The organism is Collinsella aerofaciens (genome assembly GCF_009876115.1).
Classification (GTDB): domain Bacteria; phylum Actinomycetota; class Coriobacteriia; order Coriobacteriales; family Coriobacteriaceae; genus Collinsella; species Collinsella aerofaciens_N.
In genome coordinates this window covers 61,136-79,211 of the sequence record NZ_WWSY01000004.1, presented here as the reverse complement: position 1 = coordinate 79,211, position 18,076 = coordinate 61,136, and the positions used below count along the sequence as shown (strand labels likewise).

Sequence of the window (18,076 nt, the reverse complement as noted above, 5' to 3'; positions counted from 1 at the left end):
ATGTAATGAGTTCTTCTATTTGTATTTTCACCCATCATTATCACCCGCAACTTAGTGGAATTGGTAATTTTGTCGATGGTCTCGCTCATGCCCTAGCTGCCCGCGGCGACAGGGTGGTTATCGTTACTAATGATTCAATGCGCGTAGGAGTCGGTCATTCAGTCGAAAACGGTCTCGAGATAATTCGGCTTCCATGTATTTCATTGCTTGATGGAAGGCTTCCTCTTCCCAAAAAAACCGGCGATTATTACCGGCTCCTGCAAAGCCTTGATGATTATGAGTGGGACGGCGTACTTATCAACACGAGGCTTTTCCCCCTCTCACTCGAAGGGCTGAAGTTTGCTGTGGATCATAACACTAGGGCCGTCGTTCTCGACCATGGTTCAGCGTATCTTTCTTTCAATCAGCCATTCCTTGATTATTTTGTGCGCCGATATGAGGATTGGATTACTGATCGCGTAAAGACGTTTGAACCTGATTTCTATGGGATTTCTTCTAAAAGCGTTGAATGGCTTCAGCATTTTAATATCGGTGCAAAGGGCGTAATATCGAACTCAATCAATGCTTCAATTTATAGGAGCATCTCTTCGGGTAGAGATTTCCGATCAGAATTAGGTGTCCCTCAATCATCTTTAGTTGTGGCTTTTGTTGGGCGGTTTATTCCTGAAAAGGGAATTTATTCAATTATTGAGGCAGCTCGCGCAAAGGATATTGCCAAGCGTGATATTTGTTTTGTTCTTGCAGGGGATGGTCCGCTGGCCAATGAAGTCAAGGAAGCCTGTTCGTCGAACTTGTTTTGGCTTGGGAGATGTAGCGCAGAGGACATTTCCTCCTTACTTCAGCAAGCAGATGTGCTTTGTCTTCCAACTCGGTCCGAAGGCTTTTCGACGGTACTTCTTGAGGCTTCAGCTTGCGGAACGCCTGCTGTGGTAACAGATGTGGGAGGCGCGCACGAGCTTATTCCAGATGATAGCTACGGCACGATAATTCAGTCCATGTCATCTGATGAGGTGGTTTCGGCATTATGCAGGCTTTTTGATGATCGAAAGCTGCTTTCTCTACAGTCTCGAAACTCTAGGGCCCTTGTTGAAAATCGATATAGCTGGGACGCCACTGCTATAGATGTCGAGAAGGCGTTTTGTATTTGCTAAGTGATACTTGGCTGGCTTTTACTTAGCTTTTAAGTGAAGTTGGATCTAAGACCCGAATTTGTTATTGTCGACTTATCCTATTCGATTTTGTCTTTAGTTGGAGATGCACGTTTTGAATAATCCTGCAATTAAGAAAAGCGAGTACGCGCTTGCCATCTTTGGGCTGGGACTTCTTTTGTTAGCTGTCGCGACATCATTGCACTATAAGAATTTAAATCTATTCATTCTTGAACTCTTTTGCGATGTCGTTGCTGTTGCGTGCTTATATTTGCAACCGAAATCACAGTCGAGCGGTGATGCTATTCGTCAGATAACCGTTCTCGTCGCGTCCAGTATCCTCAGCAGCTTTCTGCTAGTTTTCATCATATTGGCTGGCGCGAAGACGTTTGGCCCCTTCGGTCTTGGTGCATGGAATATCTCAGGTCTGGTTATATGCTTTCATTTAGTTTTAGCGTTCCAGGGAATTGAGCTTTGCTATGGCTTGATGAAGAGCTTCGTAACCTCGGTTAAGAAAACTGATGCTAAGAAGTGTTTCTTTTATTTGGCGGTTTTTGTTGGCTTTGCTGTTTTTATCGCTTTTATTGGCATTCCGCTCGATAAGTCAAAGACGGTGTTGTTCGCGTCTGCTTTGCCCATTACGGTTTTGATCGGATTGATTGCTATTAATGGGGGCATTTCTTATCTGAAGCCCGAACTGTTCGCTTTCGCATGCATTGTCTCAATTGGTCTATCCGTAATTATTTGCTTTCCCGTTACAAATTTTTTGACATGGGATGATGAGGTCCACTATGGAAATGCAAACAGTTTTTCCTACCTCACAAATGCTGAAATAACAAATTCTGACCGAATGATAGTCGAGCAGTTTTATATGGGGGACGGCTTTAGTTTGGATGCAGCTTTGGGTAAGTACCCAATAGATGAAACAAGAGAGTTTAACCGTGGCTCTGTTGAGCAATTGGTCAGAGAGGCTGATAAAAATGATTTAGCTGAAGGTATCGAACGTTTTAATTGTTTTGATAGTGTGGCTCTTTCTAAAATTGCCTATATTCCTTCATCTATCGGCCTTTGTTTGGGTCGCTTGCTTCATCTCCCATTCTCTATCAAATTTGCATTGGGTAAAATTTTTAATTTGTTTGCGTATGCAGTTATCTGCGGAATCGCAATTCGTATAGCCCCTTGCAGAAAATGTCTTTTCACTTGTATTGCGTTGTTCCCGTCTGCTGTGTTAATGGCAGCCAGTTACTCGTATGATCCCTGTGTGATATCGTTCAGTTTGCTAGGAACAGCTCTTTTGTTGAAGATGCTTATTTCTGAAGAGGATATTTCTGCTAAAACGTTCTTCGCATTTCTACTATCTTTTGCAATCGGGTTTGCAGCTAAAGCGATTTATTTTCCCTTATTTGGACTTGCGCTTTTAATTCCTGCAAATAAATATGTTTCAAGCAAGCAAAGACGTATCTTGATTGGTACTGCTCTATTCGTTTGTGCCATTATGATCCTATCTTTCTTGACGCCATATTTCTCATCTGTCGTAAATAATATTTCTGATGCACGTGGTGGCTCCGAAGTCTCTACGGCTGGTCAAACGACGGGAGTGCTTGCAAATCCAGTTGGAACTATAGCTGTAATCTCGAATTTCGTTTTTGGATCGATGCTGACCCCGGCGTTTCTCAATTCAATATCAACGAATATGGCTTATCTTGGGGACGTGTCTAATCTGTTCCCATGGCTTTCGTATCTCCCCATCATGCTGTTTGAAGCTATTTGCATTATTGATAATGAAAAAGATACTAAAATAAAGCTTAGCCGTTGCGGAATTGTTTGGACTCTATTCCTGGTTCTTGCTACTTGCCACCTAGTTGCTTTGGCTCTATACATCGCTTTTACAGGAGTTGGAAGCCAGACAGTTGCGGGTGTCCAAGCGCGATATCTCATACCTTTGATAATACCTTTTGCCTGTCTATTGCTCAGGTTCCCTATTTACTGCGATGAGGAGGTGAAGGCTAAAGTTACAGCCTTTATGCTCGGGGCTCCATTTGCGCTGCTGTATTTTGTGATGTTCGAGCTTCTGTATATCCGTTTTTTCTAAATTCGCGATATAGGTCATGGTTATAGTAGGAGTGGGCAATTAGTTGGATTCGATTGGATCGAATGGGACGGCGTTGAGGGTTCGCTCAGGACATGCGCCCCGTATTTGAGGCAGAACTGCAAAGGGTCCTTTTCCTGCGGTGATGGATGGGGACCCCATGTGTGCCCTAGTTGAGCAAGCTAAATATCTAAGCTTGAGATGTAACTTCCTAATGGTTAGACAGGATACAGTAAACTTAAGTCTGAGTTAAGCTATGCGTTGGACTGTAAGAGTCGCAAATTCTTTGGGCGTCGCTAAGAGCCAACTGTTTTTGGAATGGATGAATCTCGATTGTCTTTTACTTCAACGACATGTTCAAAAGGACATCTGCGTGTTCTCGTAATAATTCCTGCCTATAACGAACAGGAGTGCATTCTCAATACCGTTGCAGCTATAAAAGCTGCGGGTTATGACTATGTCGTAATCAACGACGGCTCACAAGATACAACGCTTGAGCTTTGTCGAGAGCATGGTATCAACATATTGGATTTGCCGCAGAACCTTGGTATCGGTGGAGCGGTCCAAGCGGGCCATAAATATGCCCAGAGATTTGGCTATGATATCGACATTCAGGTTGACGGCGATGGCCAACATGATCCTTCTTATATTCCTGAGCTTGTAAAGCTGATTGAGAGCGGTGCGAGTTTGGCGATAGGCTCTCGATTTCTGGTTGAGACTGATGGTTTTCAATCAACTTTTATGCGTCGTGTTGGAATCAGGTGGCTTTCATTTTTGCTCGAGTTGCTTACGGGTAAGGTGGTCACCGATCCCACTTCTGGCTTTAGGGCCTGCAATAAAGATGCTATCGACCTGTTCTGCAAGAGTTATCCTGATGACTACCCGGAGCCAGAGTCGATTGCTTTGGCTATGAAGCTTGGTCTTCCCGTTATGGAAGCGCCTGTAAAGATGAATGAGCGCCAAGGTGGACGTTCATCTATCGGGGGCTTCTCTTCCGTCTACTATATGGTCAAGGTTACGTTAGCCATTGTCCTTGTGTGCTGGGTTCATAGGGGAGACAAATAATGAATCTTATTTTGAGGATTGGTGCGGCCCTCTTTTTCGGCGGATTCCTCGTCTATGTTTTACGTCTCGTGTCCAACGGAAAGATGCTTCTTAAGTACTCTTTGCTGTGGATTTTGATGTGTATGGCGGCCTTGATCTGTGATTTATGTCCTCAGATTATTTATAGTTGCTCAACAGCTATTGGGTTTGTCAACCCGGCCAATTTCCTTTTTTTGGGTGCAATCGTGCTGTTGCTTGCAATCTCTCTGTCTCTTAGCGTTGCCGCGAGTCGTCATGTTTTGGCGATCAAAAACCTTACTCATAGGATTGCCCTGCTCGAAAAAGAGCTTGAGAAAAGGTCTGATCATGAATGAGCTCAATACATGGTTTGATTCAGTTCCTTCGGCTATCCCTCATTAGGGCTCCTAAGTTTGTGCACCATTGATCGCGCTCGACTGCTGGTTGTGGATTGTCTAACAAATAGACAATCCCTATGTTGAGTGTCTTATCGTTTTATCTGGTGCAACGTATCAAGCGAGTTGTCTTGCATATTAATTAATTTGGGAACTGCATCTCTGGGTCGACTGCATCTGGATATTCAAAGGTTAATTTGATTTGGCGAGAAGAGAAAAATGATGAAAAATCGACATCTGAGTTTAATCAGTGTGGTTTGTCTAACATCTATTTGTTTCATCTCTCTTTTATGGCCCGCAATCGCATTTTCATTAACTGAAGATTGCGTGGCTGAAGGCACTGATGGCTCTTTGGTTCAATCGGGTCAGGAAGCATTTGGGACATCAGGTAGCGATCGTTTGACTTTGGATTCCGATAATTTCAAAGCATCTATCGATTCGTCGATATATGAATATACTGGCGATGTGATTACTCCTGATGTCTCTGTTTTGACTGCCAGCGGTTCTGTGCTAGCAAGCGGAATCGATTATGAAGTCACGTATTCAGATAATGTTGCCCCTGGCTGCGCCACTATAAGAGTGAATGGGCTAGGGAATTACGCCGGCGTTACCTCTCAACTGTCGTTCCAGATCGTTCGTTCCTCTGATAATAACATCGCTCTTCCTGGTTCTTGGGCCTACCAAAACGGTAAATGGTGGTGGAGATATGAGGCTGGTGGTTGGCCGTCAAACTGTTTTCTGTCCATTAGAGGGGCGGAGTATTATTTTGATTCCGAAGGTTATGCAGCTACTGGCTGGAAATACTTGAACGATGGCTGGCATTTATTTTCTAACTCCTGTGCACATTTGAAGGGATGGGCTGCCACCGGTGGGCGCTGGTTCTACCTTGACGAGACATCGGGTTCAATGAAGACCGGCTGGGTTTTAATTGATGATAGCTGGTACTATTTGGACAGTTCGGGCGCTATGCAGACCGGGTGGTTACTCCTTGGCAATACTTGGTACTGGCTTGAGCCTTCTGGATTAATGGCTACGGGCTTTAGGCTTGTTAACGGCTCTTTGTATCATTTTTCCGAATCCGGTTCTATGAGCTCCGGTTGGTTTATTAACGATGGGGCATGGTATTGCTCCAACGCATCGGGAGAGATTCGTACCGGGTGGTTTTACAATGGTTCTAGCTGGTATTTGCTAGACCCCAATAATAATGGCGCCATGCTGGAAGGATTTCAAACTGTAAATGGCTCCATTTATTATTTGGATCCGGATAGCGGCGGTGCATTAAAGTGCAACACTTGGGTCTTCTCACAAGATGAAAACGTATATTATGCGTGCAGCAGTGGTGCGATTGTGCTTTCGGGCGTCAAGGACGGCGCGGGTGGAATTAAGCTCAGGGATCCCGAGGGAAAGCCTGTCGCTGGCTGGTATTGGTCCTCAGCTGCACAGGTGTGGTTTTACACAGACTCAGATGGGGTTCTGCAGCGCGGTTGGCGATTCATTGACGGTAGGTGGTATCACCTCGACAACGAATCCGGAGCTATGAATACTGGCTGGTTCCTCGATGATGATGGAACGTGGTACTACCTTATGTCTTCTGGACAAATGGTAAATGGCTGGAACAGAATTGGAGACTCCGAGTATTTCTTTAATGCCTCAGGTGCTTGGGTGGAGCCTGAGCACTCCGCGCGCGCCTCCTTGCAGTCCCAGATCGTTAATCGTTGCCATAGCGTTCCTTCTCCTGGGGCGGGACTGTGCTCGGAGTGGGTTAGCCATGTGTTTTACCCCGTGCTGGGGTCATATCCCAACGGCGACGCATGCGACATGTTCTGGAATTGGTGTTACAGCCGAGATATATCTCAGCTTAAAGTTGGAATGATCGTTGCGGTCCCTACGCATACTCATACAAGTGCTGGTGCCCGCTGGGGCCATATTGCTATTTATATCGGAAACGGTATGGTTATGGATAACATCGGTTACATCAGGACAACATCACTTGCTTGGTGGCTGAACTACTACCACACTACCGCTATACCACAGTGGGGCTGGGTTTTAAATACGCCTTTGGAATGATGCGGATTCTGGCCAGCATGCGGAATCAACGCCTGCTTGTGTATCGAATCACAAACGCTTCTTAACTGTATATCATGTATGGAATGCAATTATTCATAGTAAGGGAATCGAGGGTTGACCCTCGATTCCCTTATCTATTAGTCGCATTTTAATAAGGTTAAAATTAGAAAGCGCAGAATTAAGCTAACACTTTATAAATGATAGTAGCGATTTCCGGGTTCTCCCACGCTGAAATTTGGGTTAATGTACGGATCGCCTTCGACATAGTATTTTGCCCAGCGATAATTCATGTATGCGACTTCTTTGTGGAACCGAATCTGCTTTTCCGTATTGTTTTCAACGCCTCTAGAAATCGACTCGTAGTGATAGAGCTCGACTTCGGGCGTGTATACGATCAGGTCGTTAATCTCGCGTAGCTTTAAGCAAAAGTCAACATCATTAAATGCAACTTGAAGCTCTTCGGTGAAACCTCCGACTTTCTCATATTCGCTACGCTTGGTCATTATGCAAGCTGCAGTGACAGCGCTGAAGTCTTGTTGCGCATCGTTGAGTGCAAAGTAGCCCCAATTATTCCTTGGCATGCTCTGGCAAAGATGTCCCGCCACGCCGCCAGTGACGCATAGGCCCGCGTGCTGAATGGTGTTGTCGGGATAGTAGAGTTTTGCACCGACTGCGCCAACATCCTCACGTGCGCAGATGCCAAGCATGGTCTCGATCCAATTGGGCGTAATTACCTCAGTATCGTTATTCAATAGCAAGAGATAGTCGCCCTTGGCGTGAGCAACGCCAAAGTTCATGAGCTTGGAGAAATTGAATTCGTGTTCCCAAGTTACAAGACGAACGATGTCAGGATATTTTGCTTGCAACTTATCGTAATAATCGAACGTCACCTTTTCTGTGCTGTTGTTTTCGATTATGACGAGCTCGTAATTGTCGTACGTTGATTTCTCAACAATTGATGTAATGCAGTTGTTCAGAATGTCGGCGTGGTCTTTAGTCGGGATGATAATTGACACGAGTGGGTGGGAATCTGGCACAGCGTAGGTTACTTTATATGTAAAGGGACGACGCGCTTGTTCGACCTTCGCATTGAGCCCAAGCCTGTCCAAATGACTCTGGACCGCTTTGATACCTGCGATAGTGGCATACGGCTTGCTATCGGCATTTGCTGCGGTGGAGGTCTCGCTTAGGCGCCAGTGGTATAGAACCTTCGCAACATGATGAACTTTCCTTGCCTTTTCCACGGCGCGGAGAGTCAGATTATGATCCTGTGCTCCATCGAACTCTTTTGTGTTCGGCTCTAGAGTGTCTAGCAGGGACTTACGGATGGTAAGCATGTGGCAGATATAGTTATTGTTTCTGAGCAGATCGATATTGAAATCCGGCTTAAAGAACGGCTGCGCTAACTTTCCATCGGGCATGAGTTTATCTTCATCACAATAAAGAAGATCGACGCCATTATTGTTTTCAATTGCCTCGGCATATGAGAACAACAAGTCCGGTTCAAGAATGTCGTCATGGTCAAAGAAGCTAACGAAATCGCCCGAAGCTACGGCAACGCCTGCGTTTGTGTTTTCGGAAATACCCTTATTTTCGGTAAGATTAATTGACTTAATTCTGTTGTCGCGGGCTGTTTCCTGCTCAACGCGAGCCTTTAGTTCCTGATTGTCAGGGCTTGCATTAACTAGGAGGAGCTCCCAGTTTGCATAAGACTGGTTTTTTACGGATTCGACCATATCGTTAAAAAACGAAATGGGCGTGTTGTAAAGAGGGACAATGATGCTGAATTTCGGAGCGCTATTGAAGACGATTTTTCTCTGCTTCTCCAGTGCGCCAATGGTTGCCTTATGCTCTGTAAACCATTCGGGGTATTCAGGGTCAAACTGCGCATGGGTAAAGAGGAAGTTGGTCTCCTCAAGAAGCAAGCCTAATTTATCAGGCGTTAAGCAGTCGAATGCACTGAATGAAGGGTGATTTTGATCGCCAATTATAAAGTAGTAACGATCAAACGCCTTTGGCATGCGGATCGAGAGCTGTGTTTCAAGTTGTTTTTTCTCGGATGTAAATCCAACACTCGTTACATTTGAGCCGAAGTTGACTATGCTCAGCTCAACCTCATTGAGGAACCGATCGAGGCAGCGAAGTTTGATTTGCGAGTCGTTGCGGTACGGTGTTCTAACCGTGCACCTCAGGATATACTCGTTTGAATCTTCGATGCACTGCCAAAAATCAATCGTCGCCATCTCAAACTCTGAAACGTCATCGTAATTTCTGAGTTTGCTGCACATGTCAGGTTTAATTTTGTAGTTAAGACGCGACTCCCATTTGATGTTCTTGCAATTGAGCGAAAGGGAGTCGCTGCTCAGGTTACGACCGTCTTTGCCGATTTCGCTAAACTCAACTTTAATGGATCGGGTGTCGGGGTCGGGGATTACAAGAACGTATGAGTCTGATTCGCCGTTATTGTCCTTGAATTTTAGAAGAGACAAAGGTAAACGGCGGTCGTCAACCGTTGCCGCTTGAGCTTTTATGCTGGAGCCTTCATGGATGCCTTCTATTTTAAGCTGCTGGTAGATTTTCCAGTTTCCTCTGCATACTCCGGTTGTTTCGACTCGCATTGTTTGCCTTTCGTTTGTTGGACACTGCTCATTGTACTTATTCATTTCCTACCTCGCGATAAATGCAGAAAGAGTTACGTGTTTCTACTGTCCGTTTTAAAGAGAATGAGGAGGAAGCCGCTGCTGGCGCATATAATTTTAATAAATATGTTTGTCTAATCGTTGTTTGCAATTAGCAGCTTTTGCCTAACGATTGTCAACTGAGAGGAATTCTATGAAAGGCATCATCCTCGCCGGCGGGTCCGGCACGCGCCTGTACCCGCTCACGCTCGTGACCTCCAAGCAGCTGCTGCCGGTCTACGACAAGCCCATGATCTACTACCCGCTGTCCACCCTCATGCTGGCGGGCATCCGGGACATCCTGGTCATCTCCACGCCGACCGACCTCCCCAACTTCGAGCGCCTGCTCGGGGACGGCTCGCGCTACGGCGTGAACCTCTCCTACGCCGAGCAGCCGAGCCCCGACGGCCTGGCGCAGGCCTTCACCATCGGCGAGGAATTCATCGACGGCGAGCCGTGCGCCCTCGTGCTCGGCGACAACATCTTCTACGGCAACGGCCTGTCGCGCCACCTGACGCGCGCCGTCCAGAACGCCGAGTCGGGGAGGGCCACGGTCTTCGGCTACCACGTGGACGACCCCGAGCGCTTCGGCGTCGTTGAGTTCGACGGCGAGGGCAGGGCCGTGTCCATCGAGGAGAAGCCCGCGGAGCCCAAGAGCTCCTACGCCGTCACCGGCCTGTACTTCTACCCGGGCGACGTGGCCGCCAAGGCGCACGAGGTGAGGCCCTCCGCGCGCGGCGAGCTGGAGATCACCACGCTCAACCAGATGTACCTGGAGGAGGGGACGCTGTCCGTCGTGACCCTCGGCCGCGGCTACGCGTGGCTGGACACCGGCACCATGGAGAGCCTGCACGAGGCCGCGGAGTTCGTCCGCGCCGTGGAGCACTCCCAGGACCTGCCCGTGTCCGTCCCCGAGGAGATCGCCTGGGAGAACGGCTGGATCACGACCGCCGAGCTCGAGGAGGCGGCCAAGGCCTACGGCAAGTCGGTCTACGGGCAGCACCTGAAGAAGGTCGCCGCCGGCGAGATCGTCAACAGCCCGCGCGAGTACTAGCGCAAGCTTGTTTTCTTTCAGGGGCCACCGTTTATCTGGTGGCCCCTTTCGTTATGATTACGTTGACCATAAAGACAATATGATTGGGAGTGGATGTGTTAAGCGTCTACTTTGGCGATATGCCAGAAGCGATTTACAACACAGCGACATATTTCAAAAACTCTTACCGGTCTTCTTGGATTACGGATCCCTATGCAGTCTCGATAATTAAAGATGTCGATCGATCGGTTGTTGTCTCCGAAAACGTCATCGAAAGCCCTGTGCTTGGATCCATCTCCCCACTCCAGCTTTCTGGTGGCGTGAAAACGCTGCTGCTTATGAGATTTGATCGTAAGCATATTTTTAACGCTTCTACTTGTGGTGACAACTGTGCCAAGTGGATTCTCGACATGGCGAAAGACCGCAAGCTCGTTGTGAATCTCTATCATGTGATGGACTTTGGTCGCGAGGATTTTAAAATCAAAGTCGTGAACAGCGGCCGAATCGTTCATAACATGGCCGAATTGATTCACGAGTCGATTCCGTATCTGTAGGTGCTGCTTATGAACGGTTCGCATCTCGTTAAGATTTCCCGCCGTAGGGGAACCAAGTACACATTTACCATCAAGCGGAACATCACTATTGTGCGTGGCGATAGCGGCACGGGTAAGACGACGCTGTTTGACATGGTCGCAGACTACATGCGAACGGGCGAGCAGTCGGGCGTTTCCTTGCAATGCGATTGTCCCTGTGTCGCCCTGACCGATTATGATTGGCGAAACCAGCTTTCGTCCGTTCATGACTCGATTGTATTTGTCGATGAGGGCTTAAAAGAGATCCATTCTGATGAGTTTGCCCATCATGTGCTGTATTCCTCGAATTATTTCGTGCTGATCTCAAGGGCTGATTTCCCCAATCTTCCGTATAGCGTGGATGAGATTTACAAGATTAAGACGAGCGGAAAATACCATTCTTTCGTCCCTGTTTATCAAGATCGCGGGAATCATCGTTATGCTATTTCCCGGGCGGCGCCAAAACAGGACTTTTCTATCCTTCTATGCGAGGACAGTAAGTCTGGTTTCCAGTTCTTTGAACGGCATTTCGCTGACAGTGAGCTTACCTGCGCTTCGGCCATGACGAACAGCGCGATTTTGGGCTGGTTGGATCAGCATTTCGACGATCGCGTGTTTGTTGTCGCGGACGGAGCGGCATTTGGGTGCCATGCGGACCGCGTCCTTAAGCTGCAAGACATTCATCGCGATACTGTTACGGTTTGTCTTCCCGAGTCATTCGAGTGGCTTCTGCTGAGCTCTGGCGTAATTTCAAGGTTAGATGTTAAGGCGGTTTTGGAAACCCCAGAAGCCTTTGTAAACAGTGAGAAGTTTAAAAGCTGGGAAGACTTCTTCTATAAGTACTTACGCGATAAAACTGGGAATTCGGTCTTCCGGTACGACAAAGACTGCATTCCGGAGGCGTTTTGTAGGGGAAGTAATTCTGCGAAGGTCATGGCTCTTATCGCATGCCGAAATGTCCGATAGTTTTGTTGAATAGTGCCGCGGCGTCACTTCCTGCGGCATACTAAAGAAGCTGTACTTGCTTCAGATTGGATTTTCATGTCTGAGATTTTTGAACCTAAGAACATCATCGTCACGGGCGGCTGCGGCTTCATCGGCAGCAACTTCGTGCACTACGTGGTCGACAACCACCCGGGCGTGCACGTCACCGTCCTGGACAAGCTGACCTACGCCGGCAACCCCGAGAACATCGCGGGGTTGCCCTCCGACCGCGTCGAGCTCGTCGTGGGCGACATCTGCGACGCGGAGCTGCTTGATAAGTTGGTGCCGGGCCACGACGCCATCGTGCACTACGCCGCAGAGAGCCACAACGACAACTCCATCGCCGACCCGGAGCCGTTCCTGCGCACCAACGTGGAGGGCACCTTCCGCCTGCTGGAGGCCGTCCGCAAGCACGGCATCCGCTACCACCACGTCTCCACCGACGAGGTCTACGGCGACCTGGCGCTCGACGACCCGGCGAAGTTCACCGAGGAGACGCCGTACCACCCGTCCTCGCCGTACTCGAGTACCAAGGCCAGCTCCGACATGCTCGTGCGCGCCTGGACCCGCACCTACGGCCTGCGCGCCACGATCTCCAACTGCTCCAACAACTACGGCCCCTACCAGCACGTGGAGAAGTTCATCCCCAGGCAGATCACGAACATCATCGACGGCGTGCGCCCCAAGCTCTACGGCCGCGGCGAGAACGTCCGCGACTGGATCCACACCGAGGACCACTCCTCGGCCGTCTGGGACATCCTCACGAAGGGCCGCATGGGGGAGACCTACCTCATCGGCGCCGACGGCGAGAAGAACAACATCACCGTCCTGCGCATGATCCTCGAGGCGATGGGGAAGGACCCCGAGGACTTCGACTGGGTCGCCGACCGCCCCGGCCACGACCGCCGCTATGCCATCGACTCGACCAAGCTCCAGCGCGAGCTCGGCTGGAGACCGGCGCACACCGACTTCGCCGAGGGCCTCAAGGCCACCATCGACTGGTACGTGGAGAACGAGTCCTGGTGGCGCCCGGCCAAGGAGGCCACCGAGGCCCGTTACAGGGCGCAGGGGCAGTAGGCCCGGATTCCCGGACGTTTACCTTTTCGAGCGCCCCTCGCGGTGCCGCAGGGCATGGGGATGATCCTGCGGCACCGCGAGGGGCGCCCGCAACACGATTGGAATTAACCACATGGCTGACATCGAATTCGAGAAGGACCTGAAGGTCGCGGAGACCGGCATCGAGGGCCTCAAGGTCGTCGACCTGGCCGTCCACGGCGACTCGCGCGGCTGGTTCAAGGAGAACTGGCAGCGCGCCAAGATGTGCGCGCTCGGCATCCCCGATCTCAAGGTCGTCCAGAACAACATCTCCTACAACGACAGCCGCGGCGTCACCCGCGGCATCCACGCGGAGCCCTGGGACAAGTTCATCTCCGTGGCCCGCGGCTCGGTCTTCGGCGCATGGGTCGACCTGCGCGAGGGCAGCGAGACATTCGGCAAGGTGTTCACCTGCACGCTCGACCCGAGCAAGGCCATCTACGTCCCGCGCGGCGTGGGCAACTCCTTCCAGGCCCTGGAGGACGGCACCGCCTACACCTACCTGGTGGACGCCCACTGGTCGCTGGAGCTCAAGAAGACGTACACCTTCGTGAACCTCGCCGACCCGGAGCTCGCCATCGAGTGGCCGATCCCCCTCGACGAGGCCACCGTCTCCGAGGCGGACCTGAACCAACCGATGCTCAAGGACGTCGTCCCCATGGCGCCGAAGCGCACCCTCGTCACCGGCTGCAACGGCCAGCTGGGCCATGCGGTGCGCGCGCTCGCCGAGGAGCGCGGCGTCGCCAAGGACTTCGACTTCTGCGACATCGACACCTTCGACATGTCCGACCCGGACGCCTACGCGCAGTACGACTGGTCGCTCTACGGCACCGTGATCAACTGCGGCGCCTACACGGCCGTGGATAAAGCGGAGACCCCCGAGGGCCGTGTCATCGCCTGGAAGGCCAACGCGACCGGCCCCGCCCTTCTCGCCCGCACCTGCGCCGGGCACGGGATCACGCTCGTCCACGTGTCCTCCGACTACGTCTTCGACGGCACGGCCGAGGTCCACACGGAGGAGGAGCCCCTCAGCCCGCTGTCCGTCTACGGCCAGACCAAGGCCGCCGGCGACATCGCCGTGGCAGGGTGCCCGCGTCACTACATCATGCGCAGCTCCTGGGTCATCGGCGAGGGGCACAACTTCGTTAAGACCATGAAGGGCCTGTCCGACCGCGTAACCGACCCGGACGACAAGCTCGAGCAGGTCACCGTCGTGGACGATCAGCTGGGCCGCCTGACCTTCACGCGCGACATGGCCGAGGCCATCTTCCACGTGCTGGGCACGCACGCGCCCTACGGCACCTACGACTGCACCGGCTCCGGTGCCGTGAAGAGCTGGGCGGACATCGCCCGCGCCGTCTTCGAGGCCGCCAACGGAAACGGCGACAGGGTCGTGCCGGTTTCGACCGCCGACTACTACGCGAACGCCGCCGGCCCCGTCGCCCCGCGCCCGGTCCACTCCGCGCTCGACCTGTCCAGGCTCGAGTCGACGGGCTTCCACATGCCCGACTGGGAGGAAGAGCTGGGGGAGTACCTCAAGACGCTCTAGCCGTTATTAACTTTTCGAGAGAAAAAGCCGCCGCTTGTTAACGGCGGCTTTTCTTATGCCTGGCGTATAGACCCGCTGCAACAAGGGCGGCGGCGGTCGCCAGACTCACTGCAAGCCCCGCAAGGGCGCCCGGAGTCTTGTAGGTCATCACGATCCTATTCGCGCCTTTCTGCATGTTCAGGGATGACAAGCCCTTATCGGCGGCGGGCGTTAGTTCTGTGGCGGTTCCGTTTACCGTTACGTTCCAGCCCTCATCGTACGGAACGCTCAGCAGTAGGTTGCCGTCATCCTTGGCGGTGTACTCGCCTTCTATCCTTCCGTCCTCAAAAACCGTCGGAACAAATTCGCTCATCTTAAGCTCGTTAATAATCTGCTCGAAAACGTCCAGATTGAGGGCGTAAAAGACCGGATCATTGTCTTGGGGCATGTCTGTATAGCCCTCTGCGACTCCGATTGACGCCGTATGCTGGCTCGGGGAGTCCGATGCATCCGCAATCTGGCGGATATTATTGTCGAATCTCCAGGCCTCGTTTCCGATCGTTCGCTGGTCGATGGTAAGGGTGACGGGCCAATAACTGCCGGCGGTCGCATCTTTGTTGATGTAGAGATACCCGATGGAACCCGACGGCACGGTGGCGTTCCACTGCCTTAAGTTCTCGTCATCCTCCGTGTTTTTGGCCTCGATTTTGGTATAGAGCATTACCTCGCGGCCTAGGATTTTGCTGTAGAGGTCGTTTTGCTTTTCGAAGGGGTTCTCGCCCTTCAACGTGCAGTTTTGAATGTCATTGGATGCCATGACACCAACGCTGAGCGCATAGGGGTTCTCGTACACCGCACTTGCTGTATCGGCTATTTCAGTCATTGCCGCGTATCCCGAAGGCGCGTGCTCGGCGATGGCGTACTTGACTCCCAACAGGGCATCAACGGCAAGAATGGGCTCGGCATAACGGGTCGAGAATTCGCCGACGCTGCTGTATCCAAGGGAGTTGAGCAGTGCGATGGCCTGCGGGTTGTTGGCAGACGAATACGAAGACAACTGGTTGTACCCAAGCGCCAAGCCTTCGTTGAGGGCGGCGCTGTCGACGCGTGTGGTTGTGCGGTCAATGCGATAGAACGACGCCGAAGTCTGGTCTTGAATGGTCGTGATAGTGTCGGTTGCGGTGGCGACATAGGCGCTGTTGGCTTTTTCGGAATAGCCTGTGTACAGCTGGTTCCACATAACATGGGCGTTGGCAAACAACGCAATGGCGGTTAGTGCCAGGAGGGGCATGATGACGACGGGGCGATAGGCTTGACGCAATTTGGGCTGGTTTTTGAGCGCCTGCAGCGCGTGTCCTGCGGCCCACAGCGCAAAGAAGCTCAGCAAAAAAGCCGTGCGCGAGTAGAAGCCGTTGGGAACGCGCATGCCGCACCAGATGTACTCGAGCGGGCTCAAAACGGAGCTTGCGACCAGGATTATCGTGACGACGAGTGTTGCGATGCGCGTCTTGATCGAAACCGTGCGGTTAACCAGCAGGCTCACCGCAAGCAGCATCATGACGATGCCGCAATAGAACTGCGGTGTGCTTTCGTTGCTTACCCACATGCAGGGAAGAAAGCCCCTGATGAGCGACTTGAGGCTGGTTTTAAGTAGGGGGCCGAGTGCTAGAACGGGACCGCCCTTGGACATGGCAAGGATGGTCGGCAAAAAGGTCCAGGCGGACAGAAGCAGTCCGAGCGCGATAGCTCCGGCGAATCGCAGGGCCCGATCGAGCATGAGCTTCCAGCTAAAACCTTCTTCTGCAACATAATCGACAAATTCGACCAATACGAAGATGCAGAGGAACAGGATGCTGATGTAGGCCGTATACCAGCAGAACATGACATTGAGCGCCGTTGCGATGACGAGGCGGATCATGCGCTGCTTGCGGATGAGCTCGTAGCATCCGTAGGCGCAGATGGGCAGCAGGATGAGGCAATCGATCCAGAGTGGGTTGCGCAGGTTGCTGATGGTCCAGCTGCAAAACGTGAACGAGAGGGATAGCAAGAATGCGGCGGGCTTGGAAAGGTCAAAGCGCTTTTGCACATACCAAGCGCTGCTGATGTGGATGCAGCCAAGCTTGAGCGCGGTTATGGCAAATACGAAGAGCGTCAGCTTGTCTGCGGGAAACAGCGCGCAGAGCAGGTTGAAGGGGCTGGCGAGGTAGTAGCTATAGAGCCCCCATGTGTTCATACCGAGGCCCTGTGAGAAGGAATAGCGAAGGTTTGCCTCGCCTAAAAGGACGCGGCGAAACCACGCGAAGAAGTCGATGTATTGGTATTTGAGATCGTTGGTGAGAAACGAGTTGTCGCCAAAGGGGTAGACATGCCCCGCCTCTGCAAGTGCGACAAATAATGCGATGGAAAACGTGAAGCAGGCGGCGTAGAACGCCACATTCTTGAGCGTGCTGTTATTGGGCCGTGTCATCAGATTCCTCGTTGGATTCTCGAATGATATAGATGGGGCGGTGCTTGGCCTCCAAGTAGGCTTTTGCTAGGTACTCGCCAATGATTCCCAGGCACAGGAGCTGCATGCCGCCAAACAGCGTAATGAGGCAGGCAAGGGAGGGCCATCCGCCTACGGGATCGCCCCAAACAAGCGTTTTGACCAGGATGACGATAAATCCCATGATGGCGATGAGGCAGAAGACGATACCCGTGAGGGCGGCGAGGGAGAGTGGCGCCGTGGAAAACGCGACGATGCCGTCGATGGAATAGAGGAGCAGCGACCAAAAGCTCCATTTGGTCTCACCGGCCACGCGGTTGACGTTTACGTAGGGGAGCCATTTGGTCTTGAAGCCGACCCAGCCGTAGATGCCCTTGGAGAATCGATTGTATTCGCCCATGGAGATGATGGCGTTGACCATAGGTCGCTTCATGAGCCTAAAATCGCGTGCTCCGTCGACGATGTCGGCCTTGGAAATGCGGTTGATGATCTTGTAGAACATACGGGCGCAGAACGACCTGATGGGAGGCTCGCCTTCGCGGGTGGTCCTGCGTGTGGCAACGTTATCGTAGTCTTCGGTTTGCAAGATCTCGTACATCTGCGGCAGGAGCGAGGGCGGGTCCTGCATGTTGGCATCCATGGTGGCGACATAGTCGCCCTTTGCGTGCTGGAGTCCGGCGAGTAGTGCCGCCTCCTTGCCAAAGTTGCGCGAGAAAGAGTGCCAGCGGATGGCGTATGGATGCGCCGCCGCAGCTTCTGCCTTCATGACGGCGAGCGTTTTGTCTGCCGAGCCATCGTCGATGAGGACGGCTTCAAAGGAGATGCCGGGGTCTTGCCGGGTCATGATGCGAACGACGCCATCGAGCTCTTTGAGAAAGATCGGAAGTGATTCCTGCTCGTTGTAACACGGCACGACGATGGAGATGAGCGGCATGGTGGT

The 18,076-nt window shown here is 51.7% G+C and carries 13 protein-coding genes; 10 read left to right on the top strand and 3 right to left on the bottom strand.

From position 1 onward, the window contains the following. The first annotated feature begins 5 nt into the window (after positions 1-5). The 5 genes from GT571_RS03805 (at position 6) to GT571_RS03785 (ending at position 6,761) form a co-directional block, all read left to right on the top strand. On the top strand, positions 6-1,151 hold the full coding sequence (locus GT571_RS03805; RefSeq protein WP_161155564.1) for a glycosyltransferase family 4 protein: 1,146 nt from the start codon (positions 6-8) through the stop codon (positions 1,149-1,151). A gap of 112 nt (positions 1,152-1,263) precedes the next feature. Then, positions 1,264-3,240, top strand: coding sequence for a DUF2142 domain-containing protein (locus tag GT571_RS03800; RefSeq protein ID WP_161155562.1), 1,977 nt, complete (start codon positions 1,264-1,266; stop codon positions 3,238-3,240). A 330-nt stretch (positions 3,241-3,570) separates the two neighbouring features. After that, on the top strand, positions 3,571-4,302 hold the full coding sequence (locus GT571_RS03795) for a glycosyltransferase family 2 protein (RefSeq protein WP_229025531.1): 732 nt from the start codon (positions 3,571-3,573) through the stop codon (positions 4,300-4,302). Beyond that, a complete protein-coding gene (locus GT571_RS03790; protein ID WP_117786521.1) occupies positions 4,302-4,655 on the top strand; it encodes a DUF2304 domain-containing protein in 354 nt (117 codons plus the stop codon). The genes GT571_RS03795 and GT571_RS03790 overlap by 1 nt, the downstream gene beginning before the upstream one ends. 258 nt (positions 4,656-4,913) lie before the next feature. Further along, positions 4,914-6,761, top strand: coding sequence for an N-acetylmuramoyl-L-alanine amidase family protein (locus GT571_RS03785; protein WP_117786520.1), 1,848 nt, complete (start codon positions 4,914-4,916; stop codon positions 6,759-6,761). A 191-nt stretch (positions 6,762-6,952) separates the two neighbouring features. On the opposite strand, the gene GT571_RS03780 is transcribed toward GT571_RS03785, so the two are convergent. Then, positions 6,953-9,424 (bottom strand): glycosyltransferase family 2 protein, encoded by a 2,472-nt coding sequence (locus tag GT571_RS03780; RefSeq protein ID WP_124786117.1) that lies wholly within the window; start codon positions 9,422-9,424, stop codon positions 6,953-6,955. A gap of 169 nt (positions 9,425-9,593) precedes the next feature. Between GT571_RS03780 and rfbA the strand changes: the two genes are divergently transcribed. The 5 genes from rfbA (at position 9,594) to GT571_RS03755 (ending at position 14,672) form a co-directional block, all read left to right on the top strand. Continuing rightward, on the top strand, positions 9,594-10,493 hold the full coding sequence (gene rfbA / locus GT571_RS03775; RefSeq protein ID WP_161155560.1) for a glucose-1-phosphate thymidylyltransferase RfbA: 900 nt from the start codon (positions 9,594-9,596) through the stop codon (positions 10,491-10,493). Positions 10,494-10,588: 95 nt separating this feature from the next. Beyond that, on the top strand, positions 10,589-11,026 hold the full coding sequence (locus GT571_RS03770) for a DUF4869 domain-containing protein (RefSeq protein ID WP_035138697.1): 438 nt from the start codon (positions 10,589-10,591) through the stop codon (positions 11,024-11,026). Between the two features lie 9 nt (positions 11,027-11,035). Then, on the top strand, positions 11,036-12,010 hold the full coding sequence (locus GT571_RS03765) for a hypothetical protein (RefSeq protein WP_161155558.1): 975 nt from the start codon (positions 11,036-11,038) through the stop codon (positions 12,008-12,010). Positions 12,011-12,085: 75 nt separating this feature from the next. Beyond that, positions 12,086-13,105 carry a dTDP-glucose 4,6-dehydratase gene (rfbB, locus tag GT571_RS03760; RefSeq protein WP_161155555.1) on the top strand — a complete coding sequence of 340 codons (1,020 nt, stop codon included), beginning with the start codon at positions 12,086-12,088 and terminating at the stop codon, positions 13,103-13,105. Between the two features lie 112 nt (positions 13,106-13,217). Further along, complete coding sequence (locus tag GT571_RS03755) at positions 13,218-14,672, top strand: sugar nucleotide-binding protein (RefSeq protein WP_161155553.1); 1,455 nt, start codon at positions 13,218-13,220, stop codon at positions 14,670-14,672. Between the two features lie 37 nt (positions 14,673-14,709). On the opposite strand, the gene GT571_RS03750 is transcribed toward GT571_RS03755, so the two are convergent. Beyond that, entirely contained in the window at positions 14,710-17,118 is a 2,409-nt protein-coding gene (locus tag GT571_RS03750) for a YfhO family protein (RefSeq protein WP_161155551.1), read from the bottom strand. After that, positions 17,102-18,070 carry a glycosyltransferase family 2 protein gene (locus GT571_RS03745; RefSeq protein WP_161155549.1) on the bottom strand — a complete coding sequence of 323 codons (969 nt, stop codon included), beginning with the start codon at positions 18,068-18,070 and terminating at the stop codon, positions 17,102-17,104. The genes GT571_RS03750 and GT571_RS03745 overlap by 17 nt, the downstream gene beginning before the upstream one ends. Positions 18,071-18,076: the final 6 nt, after the last annotated feature.